19 protein-coding genes are annotated in these 21,712 nt (G+C 72.5%); 9 read left to right on the top strand and 10 right to left on the bottom strand.

Translation table 11 applies throughout. The annotated features are described in order from the left end of the window. Positions 1 to 88 precede the first annotated feature (88 nt). Complete coding sequence (locus AB0G59_RS14160) at positions 89 to 1,843, top strand: NAD+ synthase (RefSeq protein WP_360911328.1); 1,755 nt, start codon at positions 89 to 91, stop codon at positions 1,841 to 1,843. Positions 1,844 to 2,011: 168 nt separating this feature from the next. On the opposite strand, the gene AB0G59_RS14155 is transcribed toward AB0G59_RS14160, so the two are convergent. From AB0G59_RS14155 to AB0G59_RS14140, 4 genes are all read right to left on the bottom strand, one after another. Beyond that, positions 2,012 to 2,224 (bottom strand): DUF2277 domain-containing protein, encoded by a 213-nt coding sequence (locus AB0G59_RS14155; protein WP_360911326.1) that lies wholly within the window; start codon positions 2,222 to 2,224, stop codon positions 2,012 to 2,014. A gap of 33 nt (positions 2,225 to 2,257) precedes the next feature. After that, a complete protein-coding gene (locus AB0G59_RS14150) occupies positions 2,258 to 3,307 on the bottom strand; it encodes an endonuclease/exonuclease/phosphatase family protein (RefSeq protein WP_360911324.1) in 1,050 nt (349 codons plus the stop codon). A 71-nt stretch (positions 3,308 to 3,378) separates the two neighbouring features. Continuing rightward, positions 3,379 to 4,134: a TetR/AcrR family transcriptional regulator C-terminal ligand-binding domain-containing protein gene (locus AB0G59_RS14145; protein WP_360911322.1), complete on the bottom strand. Its 756-nt coding sequence runs from the start codon at positions 4,132 to 4,134 to the stop codon at positions 3,379 to 3,381. Beyond that, positions 4,131 to 5,747, bottom strand: coding sequence for an MFS transporter (locus AB0G59_RS14140; RefSeq protein WP_360911320.1), 1,617 nt, complete (start codon positions 5,745 to 5,747; stop codon positions 4,131 to 4,133). Before AB0G59_RS14140 ends, AB0G59_RS14145 begins: the two co-directional genes overlap by 4 nt. A gap of 172 nt (positions 5,748 to 5,919) precedes the next feature. Here AB0G59_RS14140 and panB point away from each other — a divergent pair, with 172 nt between their 5' ends. The 3 genes from panB (at position 5,920) to AB0G59_RS14125 (ending at position 8,802) form a co-directional block, all read left to right on the top strand. Next, positions 5,920 to 6,789, top strand: a complete 870-nt coding sequence (panB, locus tag AB0G59_RS14135; protein WP_360911318.1) for a 3-methyl-2-oxobutanoate hydroxymethyltransferase — start codon at positions 5,920 to 5,922, stop codon at positions 6,787 to 6,789. Positions 6,790 to 6,952: 163 nt separating this feature from the next. Then, complete coding sequence (locus tag AB0G59_RS14130; RefSeq protein ID WP_360911316.1) at positions 6,953 to 7,981, top strand: ATP-binding cassette domain-containing protein; 1,029 nt, start codon at positions 6,953 to 6,955, stop codon at positions 7,979 to 7,981. Continuing rightward, positions 7,978 to 8,802 (top strand): ABC transporter permease, encoded by an 825-nt coding sequence (locus tag AB0G59_RS14125; RefSeq protein WP_360911314.1) that lies wholly within the window; start codon positions 7,978 to 7,980, stop codon positions 8,800 to 8,802. The genes AB0G59_RS14130 and AB0G59_RS14125 overlap by 4 nt, the downstream gene beginning before the upstream one ends. 31 nt (positions 8,803 to 8,833) lie before the next feature. Here AB0G59_RS14125 and AB0G59_RS14120 read toward each other — a convergent pair whose 3' ends face one another. Next, positions 8,834 to 12,295 carry a BTAD domain-containing putative transcriptional regulator gene (locus AB0G59_RS14120; RefSeq protein WP_360911312.1) on the bottom strand — a complete coding sequence of 1,154 codons (3,462 nt, stop codon included), beginning with the start codon at positions 12,293 to 12,295 and terminating at the stop codon, positions 8,834 to 8,836. A 126-nt stretch (positions 12,296 to 12,421) separates the two neighbouring features. On the opposite strand from AB0G59_RS14120, the gene AB0G59_RS14115 reads away from it, so the two are divergent. Next, the gene (locus AB0G59_RS14115; protein WP_360911310.1) at positions 12,422 to 13,231 is read left to right on the top strand and encodes a site-2 protease family protein; all 810 of its coding nucleotides are present in this window, start codon (positions 12,422 to 12,424) and stop codon (positions 13,229 to 13,231) included. A gap of 33 nt (positions 13,232 to 13,264) precedes the next feature. On the opposite strand, the gene AB0G59_RS14110 is transcribed toward AB0G59_RS14115, so the two are convergent. Together AB0G59_RS14110 and npdG are read right to left on the bottom strand one after the other, a co-directional pair. Next, positions 13,265 to 13,459, bottom strand: a complete 195-nt coding sequence (locus tag AB0G59_RS14110) for a hypothetical protein (protein ID WP_071962719.1) — start codon at positions 13,457 to 13,459, stop codon at positions 13,265 to 13,267. A 109-nt stretch (positions 13,460 to 13,568) separates the two neighbouring features. Continuing rightward, entirely contained in the window at positions 13,569 to 14,282 is a 714-nt protein-coding gene (npdG, locus tag AB0G59_RS14105; RefSeq protein WP_360911308.1) for an NADPH-dependent F420 reductase, read from the bottom strand. A gap of 134 nt (positions 14,283 to 14,416) precedes the next feature. Between npdG and AB0G59_RS14100 the strand changes: the two genes are divergently transcribed. Both AB0G59_RS14100 and AB0G59_RS14095 read left to right on the top strand, forming a co-directional pair. Then, positions 14,417 to 15,028 carry a hypothetical protein gene (locus AB0G59_RS14100; RefSeq protein WP_360911306.1) on the top strand — a complete coding sequence of 204 codons (612 nt, stop codon included), beginning with the start codon at positions 14,417 to 14,419 and terminating at the stop codon, positions 15,026 to 15,028. Positions 15,029 to 15,139: 111 nt separating this feature from the next. Beyond that, a complete protein-coding gene (locus AB0G59_RS14095; RefSeq protein ID WP_360911304.1) occupies positions 15,140 to 16,453 on the top strand; it encodes an MFS transporter in 1,314 nt (437 codons plus the stop codon). Positions 16,454 to 16,499: 46 nt separating this feature from the next. On the opposite strand, the gene AB0G59_RS14090 is transcribed toward AB0G59_RS14095, so the two are convergent. After that, positions 16,500 to 16,718: a hypothetical protein gene (locus AB0G59_RS14090; protein ID WP_360911302.1), complete on the bottom strand. Its 219-nt coding sequence runs from the start codon at positions 16,716 to 16,718 to the stop codon at positions 16,500 to 16,502. A gap of 66 nt (positions 16,719 to 16,784) precedes the next feature. Here AB0G59_RS14090 and map point away from each other — a divergent pair, with 66 nt between their 5' ends. Both map and AB0G59_RS14080 read left to right on the top strand, forming a co-directional pair. Then, a complete protein-coding gene (gene map / locus AB0G59_RS14085; RefSeq protein ID WP_360911300.1) occupies positions 16,785 to 17,642 on the top strand; it encodes a type I methionyl aminopeptidase in 858 nt (285 codons plus the stop codon). A gap of 150 nt (positions 17,643 to 17,792) precedes the next feature. Beyond that, entirely contained in the window at positions 17,793 to 18,455 is a 663-nt protein-coding gene (locus AB0G59_RS14080; protein WP_360911298.1) for a biliverdin-producing heme oxygenase, read from the top strand. 67 nt (positions 18,456 to 18,522) lie between these two features. Here the strand turns inward: AB0G59_RS14080 and AB0G59_RS14075 are convergent, their stop codons facing one another. Together AB0G59_RS14075 and AB0G59_RS14070 are read right to left on the bottom strand one after the other, a co-directional pair. After that, entirely contained in the window at positions 18,523 to 20,091 is a 1,569-nt protein-coding gene (locus AB0G59_RS14075; protein WP_360911296.1) for an HtaA domain-containing protein, read from the bottom strand. Between the two features lie 133 nt (positions 20,092 to 20,224). Continuing rightward, positions 20,225 to 21,637 (bottom strand): HtaA domain-containing protein, encoded by a 1,413-nt coding sequence (locus tag AB0G59_RS14070; RefSeq protein WP_360911294.1) that lies wholly within the window; start codon positions 21,635 to 21,637, stop codon positions 20,225 to 20,227. Positions 21,638 to 21,712: the final 75 nt, after the last annotated feature.

Below are 21,712 nucleotides of genomic sequence, written 5' to 3'. Positions count from 1 at the left end.
CCGCGGGCCCCGCCCCCTCGCGTCCCGGGGGAGCCGTCGTGGCACCGCTCACACCACATTGCGTCAGTCAGACGATTAGACTGGCGGCGTGGCTCAACTTCGTCTCGCCCTGAACCAGATCGACTCCCGCGTCGGCGACCTCGCCCGCAACGCCGAGTCGGTCGTCCGCTGGACCCGGCACTCCGCCGAGCAGGGAGCCCATCTGGTGGCGTTCCCTGAGATGGTGCTGACGGGCTACCCCGTCGAGGACCTGGCGCTGCGCTCCTCCTTCGTGACGGCCAGCCGGGACGCGCTGCGCTCGCTCGCGGCCCGCCTCGACGCCGAAGGACTCGGGGAGCTGCCGGTGATCGTCGGCTACCTCGACCGCAGCGAGGAGGCCCGCCCCCGGCTGGGCCGGCCCGCCGGCGCCCCGCGCAACGCCGCCGCCGTGCTGCACCGCGGCGAGGCCGTGCTGACCTTCGCCAAGCACCACCTGCCCAACTACGGCGTCTTCGACGAGTTCCGGTACTTCGTGCCCGGCGAGACGCTGCCCGTGATCCGCGTCCACGGCGTGGACGTCGCCCTCGCCATCTGCGAGGACCTCTGGCAGGACGGCGGCCGCGTGCCCGCCGCCCGGTCCGCCGGCGCCGGGCTGCTGCTCTCCATCAACGCCTCCCCCTACGAGCGGGAGAAGGACGACACCCGCCTGGAGCTGGTGCGCAAGCGCGCCCAGGAGGCCGGCTGCACCACCGCGTACCTCGCGATGACCGGCGGCCAGGACGAGCTGGTCTTCGACGGCGACTCCATCGTCGTCGACCGCGACGGCCGGGTCGTCGCCCGCGCCCCGCAGTTCGAGGAGACCTGCGTGGTGCTCGACCTCGACCTGCCGCCGGCCCCGGCCGAGGTGCCCTCCGGTGTCGTGGACGACGGTCTGCGCATCGAGCACGTCACGATCTCCGCCGACCCCCTCCCCGCGTACGAGCCGCAGTTCACCGGCGGCCTCGCCGACCACCTCGGCGACGACGAGGAGGTCTACAAGGCCCTGGTGACGGGCCTGCGCGCGTACGCGGAGAAGAACGGTTTCCGCAGTGTGCTCATCGGCCTCTCCGGAGGCATCGACTCGGCGCTCGTGGCGGCCGTCGCCTGCGACGCGGTCGGCGCGGAGAACGTGTACGGCGTGGCCATGCCCTCCCGCTACTCCTCCGACCACTCCATCAGCGATGCCGAGGACCTCGCCCGGCGCACCGGCCTCAACTTCCGGACCGTGCCGATCGCGCCGATGTTCGACGCGTACATGGGGGCGCTGGGGCTGACCGGCCTCGCGGAGGAGAACCTGCAGTCGCGGCTGCGCGGCACGATGCTGATGGCGATCTCCAACCAGGAGGGCCACATCGTGCTCGCGCCGGGCAACAAGTCCGAGCTGGCCTGCGGTTACTCCACGCTCTACGGCGACTCGGTGGGCGCGTACGGCCCCATCAAGGACGTCTACAAGACCGGCATCTTCCGCCTCGCCAGGTGGCGCAACCAGGCGGCGGCCGAGCGCGGCGAGACCCCGCCGATCCCGGAGAACTCCATCACCAAGCCGCCGAGCGCCGAGCTGCGCCCCGGCCAGGTCGACACGGACTCGCTGCCGGACTACGACGTGCTCGACCGGCTCCTGGAGCTGTACGTCGACCGCGACCAGGGCCGCGACGCGATCGTCGCGGCGGGCTTCGACGCGGCGCTGGTCACGCGGGTCCTGCGGATGGTGGACCTGGCGGAGTACAAGCGCCGGCAGTACCCGCCGGGCACGAAGATCTCCGCGAAGGGCTTCGGCAAGGACCGCCGCCTGCCGATCACGAACGGCTGGCGCGAGGCCCTCTGACCCGGGGCTCCGCCCCGGACCCCGGTCCTCAATCTCCCCCAGCTACCGCTGGGAGGTGCCCCCAGACGGGCTGCAAATGCAGCCCGTCCGGCGATTGAGGACACGGCACAGCCAGCCCGTCCGGCGATTGAGGACAAGAAACGGTGAGAGGGCGGGGCAGGGGCCACTTCACTTCGGCCCGCGCACGACCAGCCCGTCCAGCAGCGTCGCCGTGGCCCCCGCCACCGCGTCCACGGCCTCGTCGAAGACGGCCTGATTGTGCGCGGCCGGCGCATGGAAACCGGACACCTTGCGCACGTACTGCAGGGCGGCCGCCCGGATGTCGTCCTCGCCCACCTCGGGCGTCATCGGCGCCCTGAGCGTCTTGATGCTGCGGCACATGTCTCCAGTGTGCCGCGCGCACCCGCCCTGGGGTCAGATCTTGACCCGGGCCGCCACCGGCAGGTGGTCGCTGCGCGTCGCGGGCAGCGTCCAGGCCGAGACCGGGTCCATGCCGCGCACCATGATCTGGTCGATCCGCGCCATCGGCATGCTCGCCGGCCAGCTGAAGCCGAAGCCGTCGCCCGCCGCGCCCTGCGCCGAGCGCAGCTGCGAGGTGATGGGGGCGAGCGAGCGGTCGTTCATGGTGCCGTTGAGGTCGCCGAGGAGGACGACCCGCTTCTCCGGCTCCTGGGCGATGGCCCGGCCCAGCGCCTCGGCGCTGTTGTCGCGCTGCCCGGCGGTGAAGCCGGCGTTGAACTTCACCCGCACCGACGGCAGGTGCGCGACGTAGACGGCGACGGGACCCTGCGGGGTCTTGACCGTGGCGCGCAGCGCGCGCACCCAGCCCAGGCGGATGTCGACGGGCTGGGCCAGCTCGAGCGGGTACTTGCTCCAGATGCCGACGGTGCCCTGCACCGAGTGGTACTTGTACGTGCCCGCCAGCGCCTTCTCGTACCGCGAGGCGTCGCTGAGCTCCTCCAGCGCCACGACGTCCGCGCCCGAGGCGGCGACGGCCTTGGCGGTGGCCGCGGGGTTGGGGTTCTCGGCGTTGACGTTGTGGGTGGCGACCGTGAAGTTGCCGCCCTTGCCGGACTTGTCGCTCAGCAGCCCGCCGAAGAGGTTGACCCAGACGACCGAGGGGAGCAGCAGGGCTATCAGGGCGGTGGCCGAGCGGCGCCACAGCGCCAGGGCGAACAGCACCGGCACCAGCAGGCCCAGCCAGGGCAGGAAGGTCTCGGTGAGGGAGCCGAGGTTGCCGACCCGGTTGGGGATGTCGGCGTGCACCAGCATCAGCAGGCCCAGCAGCACGGCGACCGCGGCGACGACCATGCCGCGCCGCCAGACGCCGCTGCCCGTCCACTGCTGCTTCCAGTCGCCCTTCTCCCGGTCCTGCCGAAGGCCCAGGAAGCGCCGGGCTCCGGAGCCGGCCCGCTCCGGCCCCGCTCCCTCGTGGCCCGTCTCCTCCATGTGTGCCTGCGGCATCGGTTGTCCTCACTGCTCCGTCTGGCTGCGTCCCCGCCACCCGACCATAGGTGATCACGGTGTCGCGGGGCTTACCCGGACACCCCTGGCGGGGGCGTCGGGGAGGAGGACGAGCGTCCGGCGGGCGGGGGTTCCTGTCGACCGGGGCGCGACGGGGGCTGTGACACAACGGGCACATTCGGGGCAGGAGCCGCGGACCGCCCTCCGGCGGGGGGCCGTACGCCCTCCAGCAGGGTGTCGACGATCCGCTCGGACAGCCCGTCCGGCAGCTCCTTCCCCTCGTGGAAGAGGGCGCGCGAGAGCATCGGGCTGACGAACAGATCGGTCAGGAGCTCGGTGTCCACGTCGGCGCGGATCTCCCCCTCGGCCATGCCGCGCCGCAGCACCGCCTCGAACGCCTCGCGCCGGGCCCTGACGACCGTTCCGTGGTACTCGGCCCACAGCCGGGGGTGCGCCTGCACCTGGGCCACGACGGTGCGCAGCACGGCGGAGGAGCGCTTGGCCAGGCCGCGTCGGCGCAGGTACTCGAGGAGGGCGACGAGGTCGTCGCGGACGGGGCCGCCGGTGGGGCGGGGGCCGTCGTCGTCCAGGGAGCGCAGCACGTCGAGCAGCAGCGCTTCCTTGCCCGCCCAGCGCCGGTAGACGGTGGCCTTGCCGACGCCCGCCCGGCGGGCTATGCCCTCCATCGACAGCTCGGCGACGGTGGCGCCGCCCTCCAGCAGGCGCAGCACGGTCTCGATGACGGTGGTGTCGACGGCGGCGCTGCGCGGCCGTCCGCGGCGCCCGTCCCGTGCCGTGGGCGTGCTGCGGGCTGCGGGGGCGTTCACTGTCCCGCTCCCGCCTGTTCCTTCTCCGCTCCCGGGCGGCCGGCGCCGGCCGGGGGGCGGGCGGCGTTCTTGGCCGGCAGGAACAGTACGGCGACGAGCGCCCCGAGCAGGGCGACGGCGGCGGCGCCGAGGACGGTGACGTGCATGGCGTGGACGAAGGCGTCCTGCGCCCGGCCCATGAGGTCCGCGCCCGCGGGGCCGAGCCGGCCGGCGACGGCGCGGGTGGCCTCGATGGACTCGCCGGCGGCGTGCCGGGCCTCCTCGCTCAGGCCGGGGACGGCCTCGAGCCGGCCGGAGACGCCGTCGCGGTAGACGGTGGAGAGCACGGAGCCGAGCACGGCCACCCCGAGGGCGCCGCCGATCTGCCGGAAGGTGTTGTTCACGGCGGAGCCGGAGCCCGCCTTCTCCCGGGGCAGCGACTGCATGATCGAGACGGTGGCGGGCGGGGTGATGTGGGCCATCGCGGCGCCCTGGAAGAGGAAGAGCACCTCCAGGACCCAGATCGGGGTGTGCACGTCGAGCAGGGCGTAGCCGGCCATGGTCGCGGCCATCACGACCATGCCGCCGGTGCACACGGCGCGGGCGCCGAAGCGCTCGACGACGAGCCGGGCGCGCGGCGCGAAGATCATCTGGGCGGCGGCCAGCGGCAGCATCAGCAGCCCGCTCTGCAGCGGGGTGAAGCCGCGGGCGCTCTGGGTGTAGAAGACCATGAAGAAGGTCACGCCCATCAGCCCGAAGAAGACCAGCGCCAGCGAGGAGACGGCGGCGGAGAAGGCCGGGTTGCGGAAGTAGCGGACGTCCATCGCGGGGTGGGTGCTGCGCCGCTCGTGCAGCACGAACAGCACGAGGACGAGGAGGCCGCCGCCGACGGTGCCGTAGACCTCGGGGACGGTGAAGTCGGCCAGCTGGCCGCCCCGGATGATGCCGTAGACCAGCAGGACGAGCCCGATGACGGACAGCAGCACGCCGAACGGGTCGAGCCGGCCGGGCCGGGGGTCCTTGGATTCGGGGACGAGCACCGCCATCGCGATCAGGGCGGCGGTGACGATCGGGAGGTTGATCAGGAAGACCGAGCCCCACCAGAAGTGGCTGAGCAGGATGCCGCCGGTGATCGGCCCTATGGCGATGGCGAGCCCCACGGCGCCGGCCCAGATGCCGATGGCCTTGGGCTGCTCCTCCCGCTCGAAGACGTTCATGATGATCGCCAGCGTGGAGGGCATCACGAAGGCCCCGCCGAAGCCCATCAGCGCGCGGTAGGCGATCAGCTCGGCGGGCGAGCCGGCCATGGCGGCGAGCGCGGAGCCGACGCCGAAGACGGTCATGCCGAAGAGCAGGACCTTCTTGCGGCCCCACCGGTCGCCGAGCAGGCCCGCGGTGAACAGCATGCCGGCGAAGACGAGCGTGTAGGCGTTGATCGCCCACGCCAGCTCGCTCTGGGTGGCCCCGAGACCGGTGGGGGCGGGGGCGGCGATCGTCTTCATCGCCACGTTGAGGACCGAGTTGCCCAGGACGACCACGAGCAGGCTGCACAGCAGCACGGCCAGGACGGCCCACCGTCTGCGGTGGACGGCCTCGGGGACCTTGCGGGGCGGCGCGGAGTCGGAGGTTGCCATGGACACCACCCTAAATTATTTCGATACGGCACCGTCTCGTATGGGCAATTCTTGACCGGCGGCGGACCGGCCGGGGGGCACTTCCGCGCCAGGACCGGGCGTGTCAGCATGGGAGGTGATCCGGGGACGCCGTCAGGGCGCCTCGAGACGACAGAACACAGGAGCCACGGCAATGACGCATGCCTTGAAGACCCCCGACAGCGGCCAGAAGAGCAACAAGGCGCTGTACGGCGGTACGAGTTCCCGTCGCATCACCGTCCGTGACATAGCCGCCGCCAAGGAGCGCGGCGAGAAGTGGCCCATGCTCACCGCCTACGACGCGATGACCGCCTCCGTCTTCGACGAGGCCGGCATCCCCGTCCTGCTGGTGGGCGACTCCATGGGCAACTGTCACCTCGGCTACGAGTCCACGGTGCCGGTCACCATGGACGAGATCACCCTCCTCTCGGCCGCCGTCGTACGGGGCACCAAGCGCGCCCTCGTCGTCGGCGACCTGCCCTTCGGCTCGTACCAGGAGGGCGCGGTCCAGGCGCTGCGCAACGCCACCCGGCTGGTGAAGGAGGCGGGTGTCGGCGCGGTCAAGCTGGAGGGCGGCGAGCGCTCGGCCCACCAGATCGAGCTGCTGGTCCAGGCCGGCATCCCGGTCATGGCGCACATCGGCCTCACCCCGCAGTCCGTCAACGCCTACGGCGGCTACCCGGTGCAGGGCCGTGGCGATGAGGCGGCGGCGCAGCTGCTGCGCGACGCCAAGGCCGTCCAGGACGCGGGCGCCTTCGCGGTCGTCCTGGAGCTGGTCCCGGCGGAGCTGGCCGCCGAGGTCACCCGCACCCTGCACATCCCGACCGTCGGCATCGGCGCGGGCGTCGAGTGCGACGCGCAGGTGCTGGTGTGGACCGACATGGCCGGCATGACGTCCGGCCGTCTGCCGCGCTTCGTCAAGCAGTACGCGCAGCTGCGCGAGGCCCTCGGCGACGCGGCGAAGTCCTTCGCCGACGACGTGGTGGGCGGCGCGTACCCGGCGGAGGAGCACTCCTTCCACTAATCCCGAGGCTCGATCGCCGGACGGGCTGAATTTCAGCCCGTCCGGCGATTGAGGACAAGAAACGGTGAAAGGGCGGGGCGGGGGCACATCCTGTCGGTGGCTTGTCGGTGATCTGTCGGCGGCTGTCGGCCCCCTGTCAGTGCCCGCTGGCACTGTTGAGGGCATGACGCGAAACGACATCCCCGAAAGCGGCGGGAACGCCGTCGAAGTACGGGGCCTGGTCAAGCACTTCGGCGAGACCAAGGCTTTGGACGGGGTCGACCTGGACGTACGCGAGGGCACCGTCCTCGGCGTCCTCGGCCCCAACGGCGCCGGCAAGACCACGCTGGTGAGATGCCTGTCCACCCTGATCCGCCCGGACGCCGGCAGCGCCCGGGTCGCCGGTTACGACGTGCTGCGCCAGCCCCGGCAGCTGCGCAGGGTCATCGGGCTGACCGGCCAGTACGCATCGGTCGACGAGAAGCTCTCCGGGCTGGAGAACCTCTACATGATCGGGCGGCTGCTCGACCTGTCCCGCAAGGACGCCCGGCGGCGGGCCGAGGAGATGCTGGAGCGCTTCTCGCTGACGGAGGCCGCCAAGCGCCCCGCCATGAACTACTCCGGCGGTATGCGCCGCCGGCTCGACCTCGCCGCCTCCATGATCGGACAGCCGGCGGTGCTCTATCTGGACGAGCCCACCACCGGCCTGGACCCGCGCACCCGCAACGAGGTGTGGGCCGAGGTCCAGCGCATGGTCGCCGAGGGCGCCACCGTGCTGCTCACCACGCAGTACATGGAAGAGGCCGAGCAGCTGGCGAACGAGCTGACCGTCATCGACCGGGGCCGGGTGATCGCCGGGGGCCGGGTCGACGAGCTGAAGGCCAAGGTCGGCGGGCGCACCCTGCAGGTCCGCCCGGCGGACCGCTCGGACCTGCCCCGGATGGTCGACGCCGTGGCCCGGGCCGGGCTGGCCGGGATCGCCGGCGCGACCGCCGACGAGGCGGAGGGCGTGGTCAACGTCCCGATCATCAGCGACGAACAGCTGACCGCCGTGGTGGGCATGCTGGGCGAGCGCGGCTTCGCCATCGCCGGCATCAGCACCCATCTGCCCAGCCTGGACGAGGTCTTCCTGGCCGTCACGGGCCAGAAGGCGTCCCTGGCGACGGCCGACGAGGAGCAGCACACCGACAAGCTCGAGGAGGTCGCGGTATGAGCGCGGCGACGGTCAGCGCGCCCGCGGCGGCGCCCGCCCACGACGGCCGGATCGGCCTGCGGGCCAATCTGCGGCACATCGGCGCGCTCGCGCGCCGCAACATGCTGCAGATCAAGCAGGACCCGGAGTCGATGTTCGACGCCGTCCTGATGCCGATCATCTTCATCCTGCTGTTCACCTACGTCTTCGGCGGCTCGATCGCCGGCAAGGGCAACGAACAGGACTACGTCAACTACCTGGTGCCAGGCCTGATGGCGATGATGGGCATGAACATCGCCATGGCGGTCGGCACGGGCATCAACGACGACTTCAAGAAGGGGGTGATGGACCGCTTCCGCACGATGCCGATAGCCCGGTCCTCCGTCCTCATCGCGAAGATCGTCGTCGAAGTCGGCCGCATGCTCATCGCGACCTCGATCCTCCTGGTCATGGGCTTCGCGATCGGCCTGACCGTCAGCACCTCGGTGCTGCACCTGCTCGCGGCGGTGGCGCTCGCCATGGTCTTCGGCGCCTCGCTGATGTGGATCTTCATTCTGCTCGGTCTGACCATGAAGACGGCACAGGCCGTCCAGGGGGTCGCCATGCTCGTCCTGATGCCCCTGCAGTTCGGCAGCTCCATCTTCGCGCCGACGACGAACATGCCGGGCTGGCTGGAGGCGTTCACGAAGTACAACCCGCTCTCCAACCTCGCCGACGCCTCCCGCCATCTGATCAACGGCGGTGCGGTGGCCCACTCGGTGTGGATGACCCTGGCCTGGTCCGCGGCCATCACGCTGGTGACGGCACCGCTGGCGGTCGCCAGGTTCCGCAAGAAGACCTGAGGTCCACACCGGGGGGCACCGGGTGCGCGCGTCAGACGAGGGCGACGGCCTCCGCCATGGAGAGCCGGCCGCCCTCGGCGTACGCGCGCTCGTAGTCATCGGCGCTCAGCGCGGCCCGCGTGCGGGCCTCCGTCCAGTCCCGCAACTCCCGCTCCGAGGAGGGAACGTGGAAGCCCCCCGGCCGCAGGGCGACGCCGGCCCCGAGCAGCCGGGCCGCCCTCAATGCGTGCTCCTCGCCGCCGAGGGCGGCGAAGGCCTGGGCGGCGTGCATCAGCTGGATGGCCATCATGTGCGGGGCGATCACACCCGCGACCGGGTCGTCGCACTTCACCAGGGCGTTGCGGATCTTCGGCAGCGCCTCCTGGGGGCGGCCCTGGAGCGTGTCGACCCAGCCGAGCAGCCCGCTGATCAGCCCCTGGAAGAGCAGCATGGCACGGCTCCCGTACTCCCCGGCGAGCTCCTCCAGCAGCTCCCTCGCCTCGGCCAGCCGCCCGGAACGCGCGACGTGGATGCCGAGCTGGAGGCGGACGAAGGTGGCGCCGTCGGCGCTGAGCCGCTCCATGCCCACGAGCGTCTCGCGCAAGGCGCGCTCGCCCTCCTCCGCGTCGATCACGCCGTCCTCCATGAGCACCTCGACGAGGCGGGCCCGCAGCATCGGCACCTGCCCGGCGGAGCCCAGTTCCTCGACGCGCTCGATGGCCTCCCGGTAGTCCGCCGCGGCGGCCGCGAACCTGCCGTACTTCTCCAGGGCCTCGCCACGCCCGGACAGCGCCTCGGCCACGCCCCAGGAGTCGCCGAGGCGGCGGAAGATCTCCAGGCTCTCGTCGGCGTCCGCGATCCCCTGGTCGATCCGGCCGGGGCTGTCGTTGAGCAGCTTGGCACGCAGCTGCAGCGCGTTGGCGAGCTCCCAGGTGTAGCCGAGCTCGCGGCAGCGGTCGACCGCGCCGTCGACGACCCCGTACAGGTCCTCGCTCGCGCCCGTCAGCAGGACCGCGTAGAACCACATCATGCCCGGCACGCGGCAGTTCTGCGGCAGACCGTCGCCGTAGGCGGCGACGATGCCGCGCAGCATGCGCTGCGTCTCGGGAGCGTTGATCATCCTCATGTCGGAGTCGGAGTGGGCCAGCGCGACCAGGCGTGCGCCGCGCCGCGCCTCCTCCAGCACGTCCGGCTCCATCGGCGGCGGCGCCTCGGTGCACGTGACGTACAGCGGCCGGGCCGGCGCGATGGGCTCCGCGAAGGGGTCCGGGCCCAGCGCGGCGGCGGCCTCCGCCCAGTGGCGGGCGTCCGCGCGGTGGTCGCGCAGCTGCCAGAACCAGCTCAGGGACAGCACGAGGCACAGCGCCTCCTGCTCGTCCCGCGCCGCGACGGCGCGCCGCAGCGCGGAGCGCAGGTTGTCGTGCTCCAGCTCCAGCCGCTCCAGCCAGGCGCGCTGCTCGGGGCCGCGCAGCAACGGGTCGCTGGTACGGGCCAGTTCACGGTGGGCGACCAGGTGCCGCCGCTCCACGGCCGCCCGCTCGCCGGCCTCGTCCAGCCGCTCGCCGGCGTACTCGCCCACGGTCTCCAGCAGCCGGTAGCGCATCTGGCCGTCGGCGGCGGGGGCGGCGACCACCAGCGACTTGTCGACGAGCGAGCCCAGCAGCGCGGCGACGTCCGCGCCGTGCACGCCCGCACCGGAATCGTCCGCGCAGACCTCTTCGGCGATCGGCAGGCCGCAGCCGCCCGAGAAGACGGACAGCCGGCGCAGCACGGCCCGTTCGGGCGCGGTCAGCAGGTCCCAGGACCAGTCGACGACCGCGCGCAGGGTCTGCTGGCGGGGCAGCACGGTGCGGCTGCCGGAGGTCAGCAGCCGGAAGCGGTCGTCCAGGCGGTCGGCGAGCCCGCGCGGGGTGAGCAGCCGCAGCCGGGCGGCGGCCAGCTCGATGGCGAGCGGCAGTCCGTCCAGGCGGCGGCAGATCTCGGCGCAGGCCGCCGGGTCGTCCTCGACCCGGAACCCGGGCAGGGCCGCCGCGCCCCGCTCGGCGAACAGCCGCAGTGCGACGGGGTCGGGCAGCGGGTCCACGGGCCGCACCAGTTCGCCGGGGACGGCGAGGGGTTCGCGGCTGGTGGCGAGCACGGTGACGCCGGGGCAGTGCGCCAGCAGCGTCTCGGCGAGGCGGGCGGCGGCGTCGATCACGTGCTCGCAGTTGTCGAGTACGAGCAGCATCCGGCGCTGCGCGCAGTGTTCGGCGAGCCGGGCCAGCGGGTCGAGCGCGGAGGGGTCCGTGGCCGCCCGCAGCCCCTCCGCGGCGGTGCCGCGCACGACGGTCTCGCGCGCCCCGAGGGCCGTCAGTACGGCCTCGGGCACGGTGCCCGCGTCGTCCACGGGCGCCAGCTCGGCGAGCCACACCCCGTCGGGCCAGGCCCCGTCCCCTTGGGCCGCCACCTCGGCGGCCTCCTGCGACAACCGCGTCTTCCCGGCCCCGCCGGGCCCCAGCAACGTCACCAGCCGATGCCGCGCCAGATCCTCCCGGATCAGCACCAGCTCGTCCTCCCGCCCGACGAAGGACGTCAGCCGCGCCCGCAGATTGCCGCGCGTGCCGTGCGGCGCGGTAGCGCCGTGGGGCGCGGGGGCGGGTGCGGGTGCGCCGTGCGGCGCGGCCGGGCCGTCCGGGCCTTGGCCCGTACCCCGCGAGGCGCCAGGCGCCGTGCCTGAGCCCTCGGGTGCCGGGACCGTGCCCGGGCTCGTGCTCGTACCCGGCGTGCCGCCCCCCGCGTCGGACGGGGCCGGATCCGGCGTCAGGAGTTCCGCGTGGAGGGCGCGGAGCTCCGGGCCGGGGTCGGTGCCGAGACGGGTGGCTATGGCGTGGCGGACGTCCTCGTAGGCGGCGAGGGCCTCGGCGGGGCGGCCGGCGGCGCGCAGGGCGCGGAGGTGGAGGGCCTGGAGGGGTTCGTCGAGGGGGTGGGCCTCGCAGAGTTCGGCCAGGGCCGGGAGGGTCTGGGCCGCCTGGCCCAGGGCCACGGCGGCGGCCAGCCGGCAGCGGCGGGCCGCGAGCCGGCGCCGCTCCAGCCGCAGGGCCGGCGCGGCGCGGCCCGGGAGGTCCGCCAGGGCGGGGCCCCGCCACAGGGCGAGGGCGTCGTCGAGAACGGCCGCCGCCTTCGCCGGGTCGCCGTCGGCCAGGGCCCGGTCGCCCTCGTCGGCGAGGCGATCGAAGCGGTGCAGGTCGACGTCGTCGGGCTCGGCGCACAGCCGGTAGCCGCCGGCGACGGAGGCCACCGCGTCGCGGCCGACGGCCCGCCGCAGCCGCCCGACGAGCGCCTGCAGGGCACCCGCCGCGTCGGCGGGCAGCGGTCCGTCGCCCCAGACCTCGTCGATCAGCGCGTCCGCGCCACGCGTCCGCCCCGGGTACAGGGCCAGCGCCGCCAGGAGCGCGCGCAGCCGGACGCCGCCGAGGGCCATGGGGAGGCCGTCGTCGGTATGGACCTGGGTGGTGCCGAGGATGCCGTAACGCACCGGCCCATTCTCCCCCGGCCCGGACCGCGCGCTACGAATTATCGATGGCGACCGAGTACGGTCGCCCGGTACATCCGTGCGCCCCGGGCGATTCCCGGCGGCCCCACCCCCCTGGAGCACTTACACATGGCAACCCAAGCGGCCCGCGGCGAAGGGCGCGTGAGCCCGGTCTTCCTCGGCCTCGTCGCCATCATGGCGGTCTCCATATGGGCGGTGTGGACCGACTTCTCGGCGAGCCCCGGTTTCGCCGTGTTCCTGTTCGTGGTCTCGACGTGGATCGTCTCGCTCTGCCTCCACGAGTACGCGCACGCGCGCACCGCCCTGCACGGCGGCGACATCACCGTGGGGGCGAAGGGCTATCTCACCCTCGATCCCCTCAAGTACACCCACGCCCTGCTGAGCATCGTGCTCCCCGTGATCTTCGTGATCATGGGCGGCATCGGCCTGCCGGGCGGTGCGGTCTTCATCGAGCAGCACCGCATCCGCAGCCGCTGGAAGCAGAGCCTGGTCTCGGCGGCGGGCCCGCTGTCGAACCTCGTCTTCGCGGGCATCATCAGCGCCCCGTTCTGGCTGGGCCTGATGGACGGCGTGCCGGACCACTTCCGCTACGCGCTCGGCTTCGTGGTCCTGCTCGAGGTCACCGCCACGATCCTCAACGCCCTGCCGATCCCGGGCCTCGACGGCTTCGGCGTGATCGAGCCCTGGCTGTCGTACAACACGCGCCGCCAGCTGGCGCCGTACGCGTGGATCGGCCTGCTGGCGGTCTTCGGCTTCCTGCAGATCGCCGCGGTGAACCACGCCTTCTTCGACATGATCGACGCGATCCTGCGCACCCTGGGCGTCACCGAGTGGGACACCTACTGGGGCCAGCAGCTCTTCCGCTTCTGGGAGGGGACGCCGGACATCCCGCCGCTGAACGCGATCGACCTCGGCTGACGGACCCGACGGATCCGACGGACGCGGCCGGCCTCAGCCGGCCGAAGCGGACTGCTCGGCGGCGCGGTCGTTCTTCGCCTTGCGCACGTAGTACCAGGCGATGTTCGACGCGACGCCGAACATCAGGATCCACACGATGCCGAGCCAGCTGCCCCGTGCGAAGGAGACGACGGCCGCCGCGACCGCGAGGGCGCAGACGGCGAGGGCGTAGAGAGCGAGGCGGGGCATGGGGGCGGCTCCTGTCCGGCATCCGGGGGCGCATGTGCGTACGATCCCGGTCATTGTCCCCCACGCCCCGGCCCGCCCGGACCCGGGCCGGTCACGGACCCGAAGTGGATCAGATGTCCGTGACGCGCAGCCCGGCGTGCGCCTTGTAGCGGCGGTTCACCGAGATGAGGTTGGCGACCAGCGACTCCACCTGGTGGGCGTTGCGCAGCCGGCCCGCGAAGACGCCGCGCATGCCGGGGATGCGGGCGGCCAGCGCCTGCACGATGTCGGTGTCGGCCCGCTTCTCGCCGAGCACCATCACATCGGTGTCGATCTCGGCGATCTCCGGGTCGGAGAGCAGCACCGCGGACAGGTGGTGGAAGGCGGCGGTCACCCGCGAGTCGGGCAGCAGCGCGGCGGCCTGCTGGGCGGCGCTGCCCTCCTCCGGCTTCAGGGCGTAGGCGCCCTGCTTGTCGAAGCCGAGGGGGTTGACGCAGTCGACGACGAGCTTGCCGGCGAGCTCCTCGCGCAGCGACTCGAGGGTCTTGGCGTGACCGTCCCACGGCACGGCGACGATCACGATGTCGCTGCGCCGGGCGCACTCGGCGTTGTCGAGGCCCTCGATGCCCAGGCCCAGCTCGTCCGCCGCGGCCCGCGCCCGCTCGGCGGCGCGGGAGCCGATGATCACCTGCTGGCCGGCCTTGGCCAGCCGGTAGGCGAGGCCGCGGCCCTGGTCGCCGGTGCCACCGAGCACGCCCACCACAAGGCCGGAAACATCGGGAAGGTCCCAAGGGTCCTTTGCGGGGGCCTTCTTCACGTCCTTCACGTCATCAGAAGTAGTCATGACAGCGATACTGTCACGCGCCTGCGGCGCCCGGCGGTGCCGGTGCGCCCGGCGCGACCGCCCCCTGCGCCCGAACGGGTGAGCAGGCGGACAACTCGGCTTGTGCCCGCGGCGGTTGGGGCAGGATGCGGCGCATGGACGCCGTACGGGTCGCGCTGCTGCGCGAAGCGCTGGCCGGAACCGAGTTGCTGCAGGCCACCCGCCGGTTCGCGGGCGCGTTGCGGGCGTCGGTGGAAGCGCACGGCGGCGGTCTGCTCCTGGTCGGGACGGCGGAGTACGAGCCCTGGCACCTGGCCGCGCACCTGGACGACGAGGCCGCCTGGTCGGGGCTGCCGGAGCTGTCCCCCACGCTGGTGCGGCACCGGGTGCCGCCCGGCGCACCCGCGCACCTGTCGGTCGGTCTCGGCCGCCTCGAGGCGGCCCGGCGCGGGGAGACGCTGCTGGTGGTGGCGGAGGGCCGGCCCGGGGAGGGGCTGCTGGAGCGGGTGCACGACGCCCGGCGCGGCGGCGCGACCGTCCTCGCGCTGGACGGCGCTCCCCCCGCCCCCCACTCCGACCTGCGCGCGCTCGCGCACGACGCGCTGAGCGTGCCGGGCGCGGCGGAGCTCGGTCTCGACACCGTCCAGCACCTGGTCAGCGCCGCCGCCGGGGAGAACGGCCGGCCGGCCCCGCGCGGGCGCCGCTTCCGCGACCGCCTCTCCCGGCTCGCCGACCAGCTGTCCGCGCCGCCACCGAACCGCTGGTGAGCGCCGGGCCGCGCCTCCGGCGGCCCTCGCCCGCACCGAATCCGGCCGAAAGCGACCTCGCGGGGAAAATCGTTTGCCCGACCGCGCCACGGGCCCGGACCATGGTGCCCCGTGACCGAGCACCATCCTCCCCCTGAAACCCGTACGAGCCGTCTGCGCGCCCTGCTGCCCGACCTGTCCCCCTGGCACTCCTCCCCCGACTTCCGCCGCATGTGGATCGCCGGGCTGGTGACGGTCTTCGGCGGCTTCCTGACCTTCATCGCGGTGCCGCTGCAGCTCAAGGAGCTGACCGGCTCGACCCTGGCGGTCGGCGCGGTCGGCGCGGTGGAGCTCGTACCGCTGATCGTCTTCGGCCTGTACGGGGGCGCGCTCGCCGACGCCCTCGACCGCCGCAAGCTGATCCTGTGGACCGAGGCCGGGCTCGGCGTCCTGAGCGGAATGCTGCTGCTCAACACCCTGCTGCCGCATCCGATGATCTGGCCCCTGTACGTGGTGGCCGCGCTCGTCAGCGCGCTGACCGGCCTGCAGCGCCCGGCCCTGCAGGCGATCGTGCCGCGGATCGTCCCCCACGAGCAGCTGCCCGCCGCGATCGCCCTGAACTCGATGCGCTGGCAGATCGGGGCCATCGCGGGCCCCTCCCTCGCCGGTGTGGTCATCGCCTTCGCCGGGCTGCAGTGGGCGTACTTCCTGGACGTCGTCTCGTTCGCCGTCTCCGTGGCGCTCGCCGTGGGGCTGGCCCCCTCCCCCGCCTCGCACGACGCGGAGAAGCCGTCGCTGCGCGGCATCCTCGAGGGCGCCCGCTACGCGTGGAGCCGCAAGGAGCTGCTCGGTACGTACGCGGTCGACATGGCGGCGATGTTCTTCGCCTACCCCACCGCGATCTTCCCGTTCCTCGCCGACGATCTGGACGCGACATGGGCGCTGGGCCTGATGTACGCGGCCGGCGCGGTCGGCTCGCTGGTGGTGAGCCTGACCAGCGGCTGGGTCTCCCGCGTCCACCGGCACGGCCGCATGGTCGTCCTGGCGGCGGCCGCCTGGGGCCTGGCCATGGCCGTGGCGGGCTGGCTGCACAACATCTGGCTCGTGCTGCTGTTCCTGGCCGTGGCCGGCGGCAGCGACATGGTGAGCGGTCTCTTCCGCTCCGCCATGTGGGACCAGACGATCCCGGACGAGCTGCGCGGCCGCCTCGCCGGCATCGAGCTGCTCTCGTACTCCGTCGGCCCCCAGCTGGGCCAGGTCCGCGCGGGCGGCATGGCCGCGCTGACCAACGTCCGCGCCTCGGTGTGGACGGGCGGCCTGGCGTGCGTGGCCTCGGTGGGGCTGCTGGCCCTCTCGCTGCCGAAGCTGATGTCGTACGACGAGCGGACGGACGAGCACGCGCTGCGGATGCGCGCGAAGCGCGCGGAGGTGGCGGAGGCGGCGTAGGCCCCGCCGGGCGGGCCGCTTTTCGGCCCGCCCGGCGCTCGAAACCTCAGGCCTTCTTGTCCCCGTCGTTCCAGCGCGGGTCCTCCCGCCACTCCTCCTCGCGCTCGCGCGCCGTCTCCATCGCGTGCGCCGCCTCCTCGCGCGAGTCGTACGGGCCCATCCGGTCGGCGGCCCGGCACTCGGGGCCCTCCTCGACCGTGCCGTGCTTGAGGCAGTAGTACCACTCACCGGGTTTGCCGGCCGTGCGCCGCTTGAACAGTGCCATCAGGTCTCCTCCAGCGTGGGTGCTCGCCCACATGGTCCCCGATGTGCGCTGGCTACACTCGCTGACATGTCTGGCCAGTCGCTTCTTGCCCCGGGGACGCTCTCCCCCGCCCGCCCCGTCCCCGCCTCGATCCCGCGGCCCGAGTACGTCGGGAAGGACGCCCCCACCCCGTACACCGGCCCCGAGGTCCAGAGCGCCGAGACGATCGAGAAGATGCGGATCGCCGGCGGCATCGCCGCGCGGGCGATGGAGGAGGCGGCCAAGCACATCGCCCCGGGCGTCACCACCGACGAGCTGGACCGCGTCGCCCACGAATACATGTGCGACCACGGCGCCTACCCCTCGACGCTCGGCTACCGCGGCTTCCCCAAGTCACTGTGCGCCTCGGTCAACGAGGTCATCTGCCACGGCATCCCGGACTCGACCGTGCTGCGCGACGGCGACATCGTGAACCTCGACGTGACCGCCTTCATCGGCGGTGTGCACGGCGACAACAACGCCACCTACCTGTGCGGCGACGTCGACGAGGAGTCGCGCCTGCTCGTCGAGCGCACCCGCGAGGCGCTGAACCGGGCGATCAAGGCGGTCAAGCCCGGGCGCCGCATCAACATCATCGGCCGGGTCATCGAGTCGTACGCCAAGCGCTTCGGCTACGGCGTCGTCCGCGACTTCACCGGTCACGGCATCAACTCGTCCTTCCACTCCGGCCTGATCGTCCCCCACTACGACAGCCCGCACCACGACACCCTCATCCAGCCCGGCATGACCTTCACGATCGAGCCGATGCTGACGCTGGGGACGTACGAGTACGACATGTGGGAGGACGGCTGGACGGTCGTCACCAAGGACCGCAAGCGGACGGCGCAGTTCGAGCACACGCTCGTCGTGACGGAGACGGGTGCGGAGATCCTGACGCTGCCGTAGGGTTTTTACCGACAGCACGTCGGGAAGCAATTGACTTAGGTAAGCCTAAGTAGAGAGGATGGGCGGGAGCGACGCGCCCCGGTGCGCGCCGTCTTGTTACCGCCCGTTTTCTCCTTTGTTTCCCGTCCCCTCGGTCACCGGAGGTCCGCCTTGGACTCGCCCGCCACGACTCCGTTCTCCACGCTGATCCGCACGGCCTCGCACGAGCAGCACACGGAAGCCGAGAACTCGTCGTTCATGAGCGACATGCTCGGTGGCCGCCTCGGCGTGAGCGCCTACCGCCGCTACACCGAGCAGCTGTGGTTCGTCTACGACGCCCTGGAGTCCGCCTCCGCGGCCCTGGCGACCGACCCGGTGGCGGGCCCGTTCATACGCCCCGAGCTGGCCCGTACCGCCCAGCTGGAGCGCGACCTGGCCCACCTCGGCGGCCCGGGGTGGCGTACGGGCCTTCGGCCGCTGCCCGCGACGGCGGCGTACGCGGCCCGGGTGAGCGAGTGCGCCCACGACTGGCCCGCCGGCTACGTCGCCCACCACTACACGCGCTACCTCGGCGACCTCTCCGGCGGCCAGATCATCCGCGGCACCGCCGAGAAGACCTGGGGCTTCGCGCGCAAGGGCGACGGCGTCCGCTTCTACGTCTTCGAGGGCATCGGCAACCCCGCCGCCTTCAAGCGCGAGTACCGCGAGCTGCTGGACGCGCTGCCGGTCGACGACCTGGAGAAGCAGCGGGTGATCGAGGAGTGCAAGCGCGCGTTCGCGCTGAACACCGCCGTCTTCCACGAGCTGGGCCGCGAATTCCCCCTCAGCGCCTGACGCCGTAGACCCGCGCCCCCCGGTGACCGTACCGGGGGGCGCGGGTGCATGTGGGGCCCTTCTTCCGTCAGCCCTGGGTGCCGCGCCGGCGACGGGTAGCGTAGACGGCGCCGCCGCCCGCCAGGACCATCGCGCCGGCCGCGCCGAGGAGAGGACCGGTGGGGGTGTTCGCCCCGGTGGAGGCGAGGCTGCCGGAGGCGCCGCCGGTGTAGGAGCCGGTGCCGCCGGTGGTGGAGCCGCCGCCGGTGGTCGAACCGCCGGTGGTGGAACCGCCACCTGTCGTGGAGCCGCCGGTGGTGGAGCTACCGGTGGACCCGCTACCGCCGGTCGTGCCGCCCGTACCCCCGGTGGGCGGGTCGGGCAGCTTGGCCTTGGCGTCGAGAGCGACGGCGAGGGTCACCGGGTCGAGGGCCTCGTCCTTCGAGTAGTAGCCGGCGAACGCCTTCGTGCCCTCCTCGGTCAGCGTCGCCGGGACCGCGGACAGCACCACCAGGCCGTCCTTGGCCTTGAGCGAGCCTTCGGTGAGCTTGAGGGTCGCGACCCGAAGGTCCTGGTGCACCGTGTTGTTGGCCGTGACGTCGGCGGTCAGCACGCCGGAGGTGCCGGTCGCCTTGACCTTGATGTCGCTGAACTTGAGGTCCAGCGCGCCTCCGTGCGCCGTGAAGTGGACGCTGCCGTTGAACGCCGCGTCGAGGCCGGCCTTGGCGTCGAACTTGCCGTTCCCCTTGGGGAAGCGGAATCCGGCGCTGTGCTCCTTGGCGTTGTCGCCGGCCTCGATCTTGCCCTTCCGCTTGGTGACGTACTGGCGGAAGGACTCCTTGACGCCCCAGTCGAGGTTGCCGTCGAGGATGGTTCCCGCGGCGGGCTCCGGCTTCGGCTTCGGGTCGGTCGTGGGGTCCGGCTTCGGGTCGGGCTTCGGGTCGGGCTTGGGGTCCGGCTTGGGGTCGGGCTTGGGGTCGCTCGCGCCCGGCTTCACCGAGACCGTGGCCGGGTCGAGGGGCTCGTTCTCCGCGTACGGCTCCACCGCCTCCCCGTCCTCCTCGTAGGAGAACGCCTTCGCACCGGCGGCCGTCAGCTTCGCGGGTATCTTCGTGAAGGTGATCGCGCCGTCTGCGCCCTCACCCATCTGCTCGGGCTTCACCTCGAGCGAGGCGATGGCGACGTCCTGCTCGGTCTTGTCCCCGCGCGTGACATCGGCGGTGATCTTGCCGGTCGCACCCTTCGTGGCGGCGTCGGTGACGACCTTGAGGTCGGAGAACTTCAGGTCGAGCAGGTAGCCGTTGCCCTTCTTGTGCGACAGGAAGCGCACACTGCCCTTGAGCGTCGTGGTGACGGCGTGTGTCGAGGGGTCGTAGTCGCCCTTGCCCTCGACGAAAGTGAAGGCGCCGTTCTTCTCGGCCTGCTTGGCACCGTCACCCAGCTCGATCTTGCCCTTCGAACGGACAACGTAGTTACGGAAGGTCTCCTTCACCCCCCACTCGAGCGAGCCGTCCTTGATGCTCTTCGCCGACGGCTGCTGCCCGTCGGTCGCGGCGGGGGCGTCCGTCGCGTACGCGGGCACGGTCAGCATCGTGGCACCAAGGGCGGTCGCCGTTGCCAGCGCGGCGAGTGCGGCGCGGCGTGCGGTGGCGGTCATCGTCTGTTCTCTCCTAGAGGGACGTGAGGTAAGTGAGACAAATGTGCGGCCTCCATGACATCAGGGAGGCGAAGCCGCGGGGAAGGTCCGGGCGGGGGTGCCGGGTGCGGAGTGCGCCACACCCGATGGGGGGTCAGGAGGGTTTCGCAGTGCGGCGCTTGCGCGCCAGGAGGTAGGCCGCCCCCGCCACCACCAGCACCCCGGCGCCTATCGACACCGCAAGCACCGGGAAGGACGAGGAAGAAGCGGAATCCGAGGAAGAGGAAGAGGACGAGGCGTTCCGCGAAGCGACCCCGGCACCGGACGACGGCGACGCCGTCGGCCCCGGCGCACTGCCCAGGTCCGGCAGCGCCGGCAGCCGCGCCCCGGCGTCGAGGGGGACGGCGAGCGAGACGGGGTCCATGTCCGCGCCCTCCCGGTACATGCCGCCGAACACCTCGGCCCCCCGGGCCGTGAGCTTCGCCGGGGCCTCGGCGACGGCGACGAGCCCGTCCTTCTCCTTGAGCCCGGAGGCGTCGAAGGAGACGAGCGGAACGTCCTTCTCCGTCCGGCCACCACCGCGCGTCACGTCCGCCGACAGCGTGCCCTTGCCGTCCTTCGCCGCCACCTTCACCCCGCCGAACGCGAGGTCGAGGTCCTTGCCGGTGAAGCGCAGGGTGCCCGCGAAGGCCGCGTCGAGCCTCGCCTCACCGGCGTCGTACGTCCCCTTCCCGGCCGGGAAGCGGAAGAGCGCGCCACCGTCCCGGGCCCCGTCGCCCAGCTTCCAGGAGCCCTGGGCGAGGGAACCGGTGACGTACTCCCGGAAGGTCCGGCGGACGCCCCAGTCGACGGCCGCACCGGTGAACTCGCCCCGGGGCTTCTCCTTCTCCTCCGGCGGGCCGGAAGGGCTCGCCGCAGGAGAAGGCGGCGCCCCGGCGCCGGCGACGACGTCGGCGGAGAGGCTGACGGGATCCAGGGCCGTGCCCTCGGTGTAGTAGCCCGCGAAGGCCTTCGCGCCCTGCGCGGTGAGCGTGGCCGGAACGTTCGCGAGGGTGACGGCCCTGCCGCCGCCGCGCAGGTCGATGCCCGCGAGGTTCAGCGCGGCGAGCGGCACCTGACGGGCCGTGGTGACCTCGCCCGTGCCCTTGGCCTTGCTCCTCATGTCGGCATAGAGGGTGCCGCTGCCGCCCGAGAGCCTGACGGCGGGGCCGCTGATGGTGAGATCGAGCTCGTGGGAGCCGTCCGGCTTGCGGTGCCCGGTGAAGTGCACCCCGCCGGAGAAGGCGGCCTCGAAGGTGCCGTCGCCGGGCCGGTAGGAGCCCTTGGCGGAATGGAAACGGAACTGACTGCCGCCGACCGTCGCCGCACCGCCCTCGAGCTGCGAACTCCCCTGCGCCACGGGCCCGGTGACATAACTCTGGAAGGAGGACTTGATGCCCCAGTCCAGCCGCCCGCCGGACACCTCGCGGGCTTCCGCCGCATGCGAGACGCCCGTGGGGAGCAAGGCCGCCAGCAACGCCCCGAAGAGCGCGACGACCGGCGCGCGGGCAGGTCTGAACGGCAGCATCAAGGACCCCTCTCGGGCGATAGCAATTTAGGTAAGGCTAACCTAAGCTATATCCGGAATCCTTTGCTATGGAAA

The sequence above is a fragment of the Streptomyces sp. NPDC021096 genome (genome assembly GCF_040641275.1).
Lineage (GTDB): Bacteria > Actinomycetota > Actinomycetes > Streptomycetales > Streptomycetaceae > Streptomyces.
This window is presented reverse-complemented; position numbering and strand designations above follow the sequence as displayed.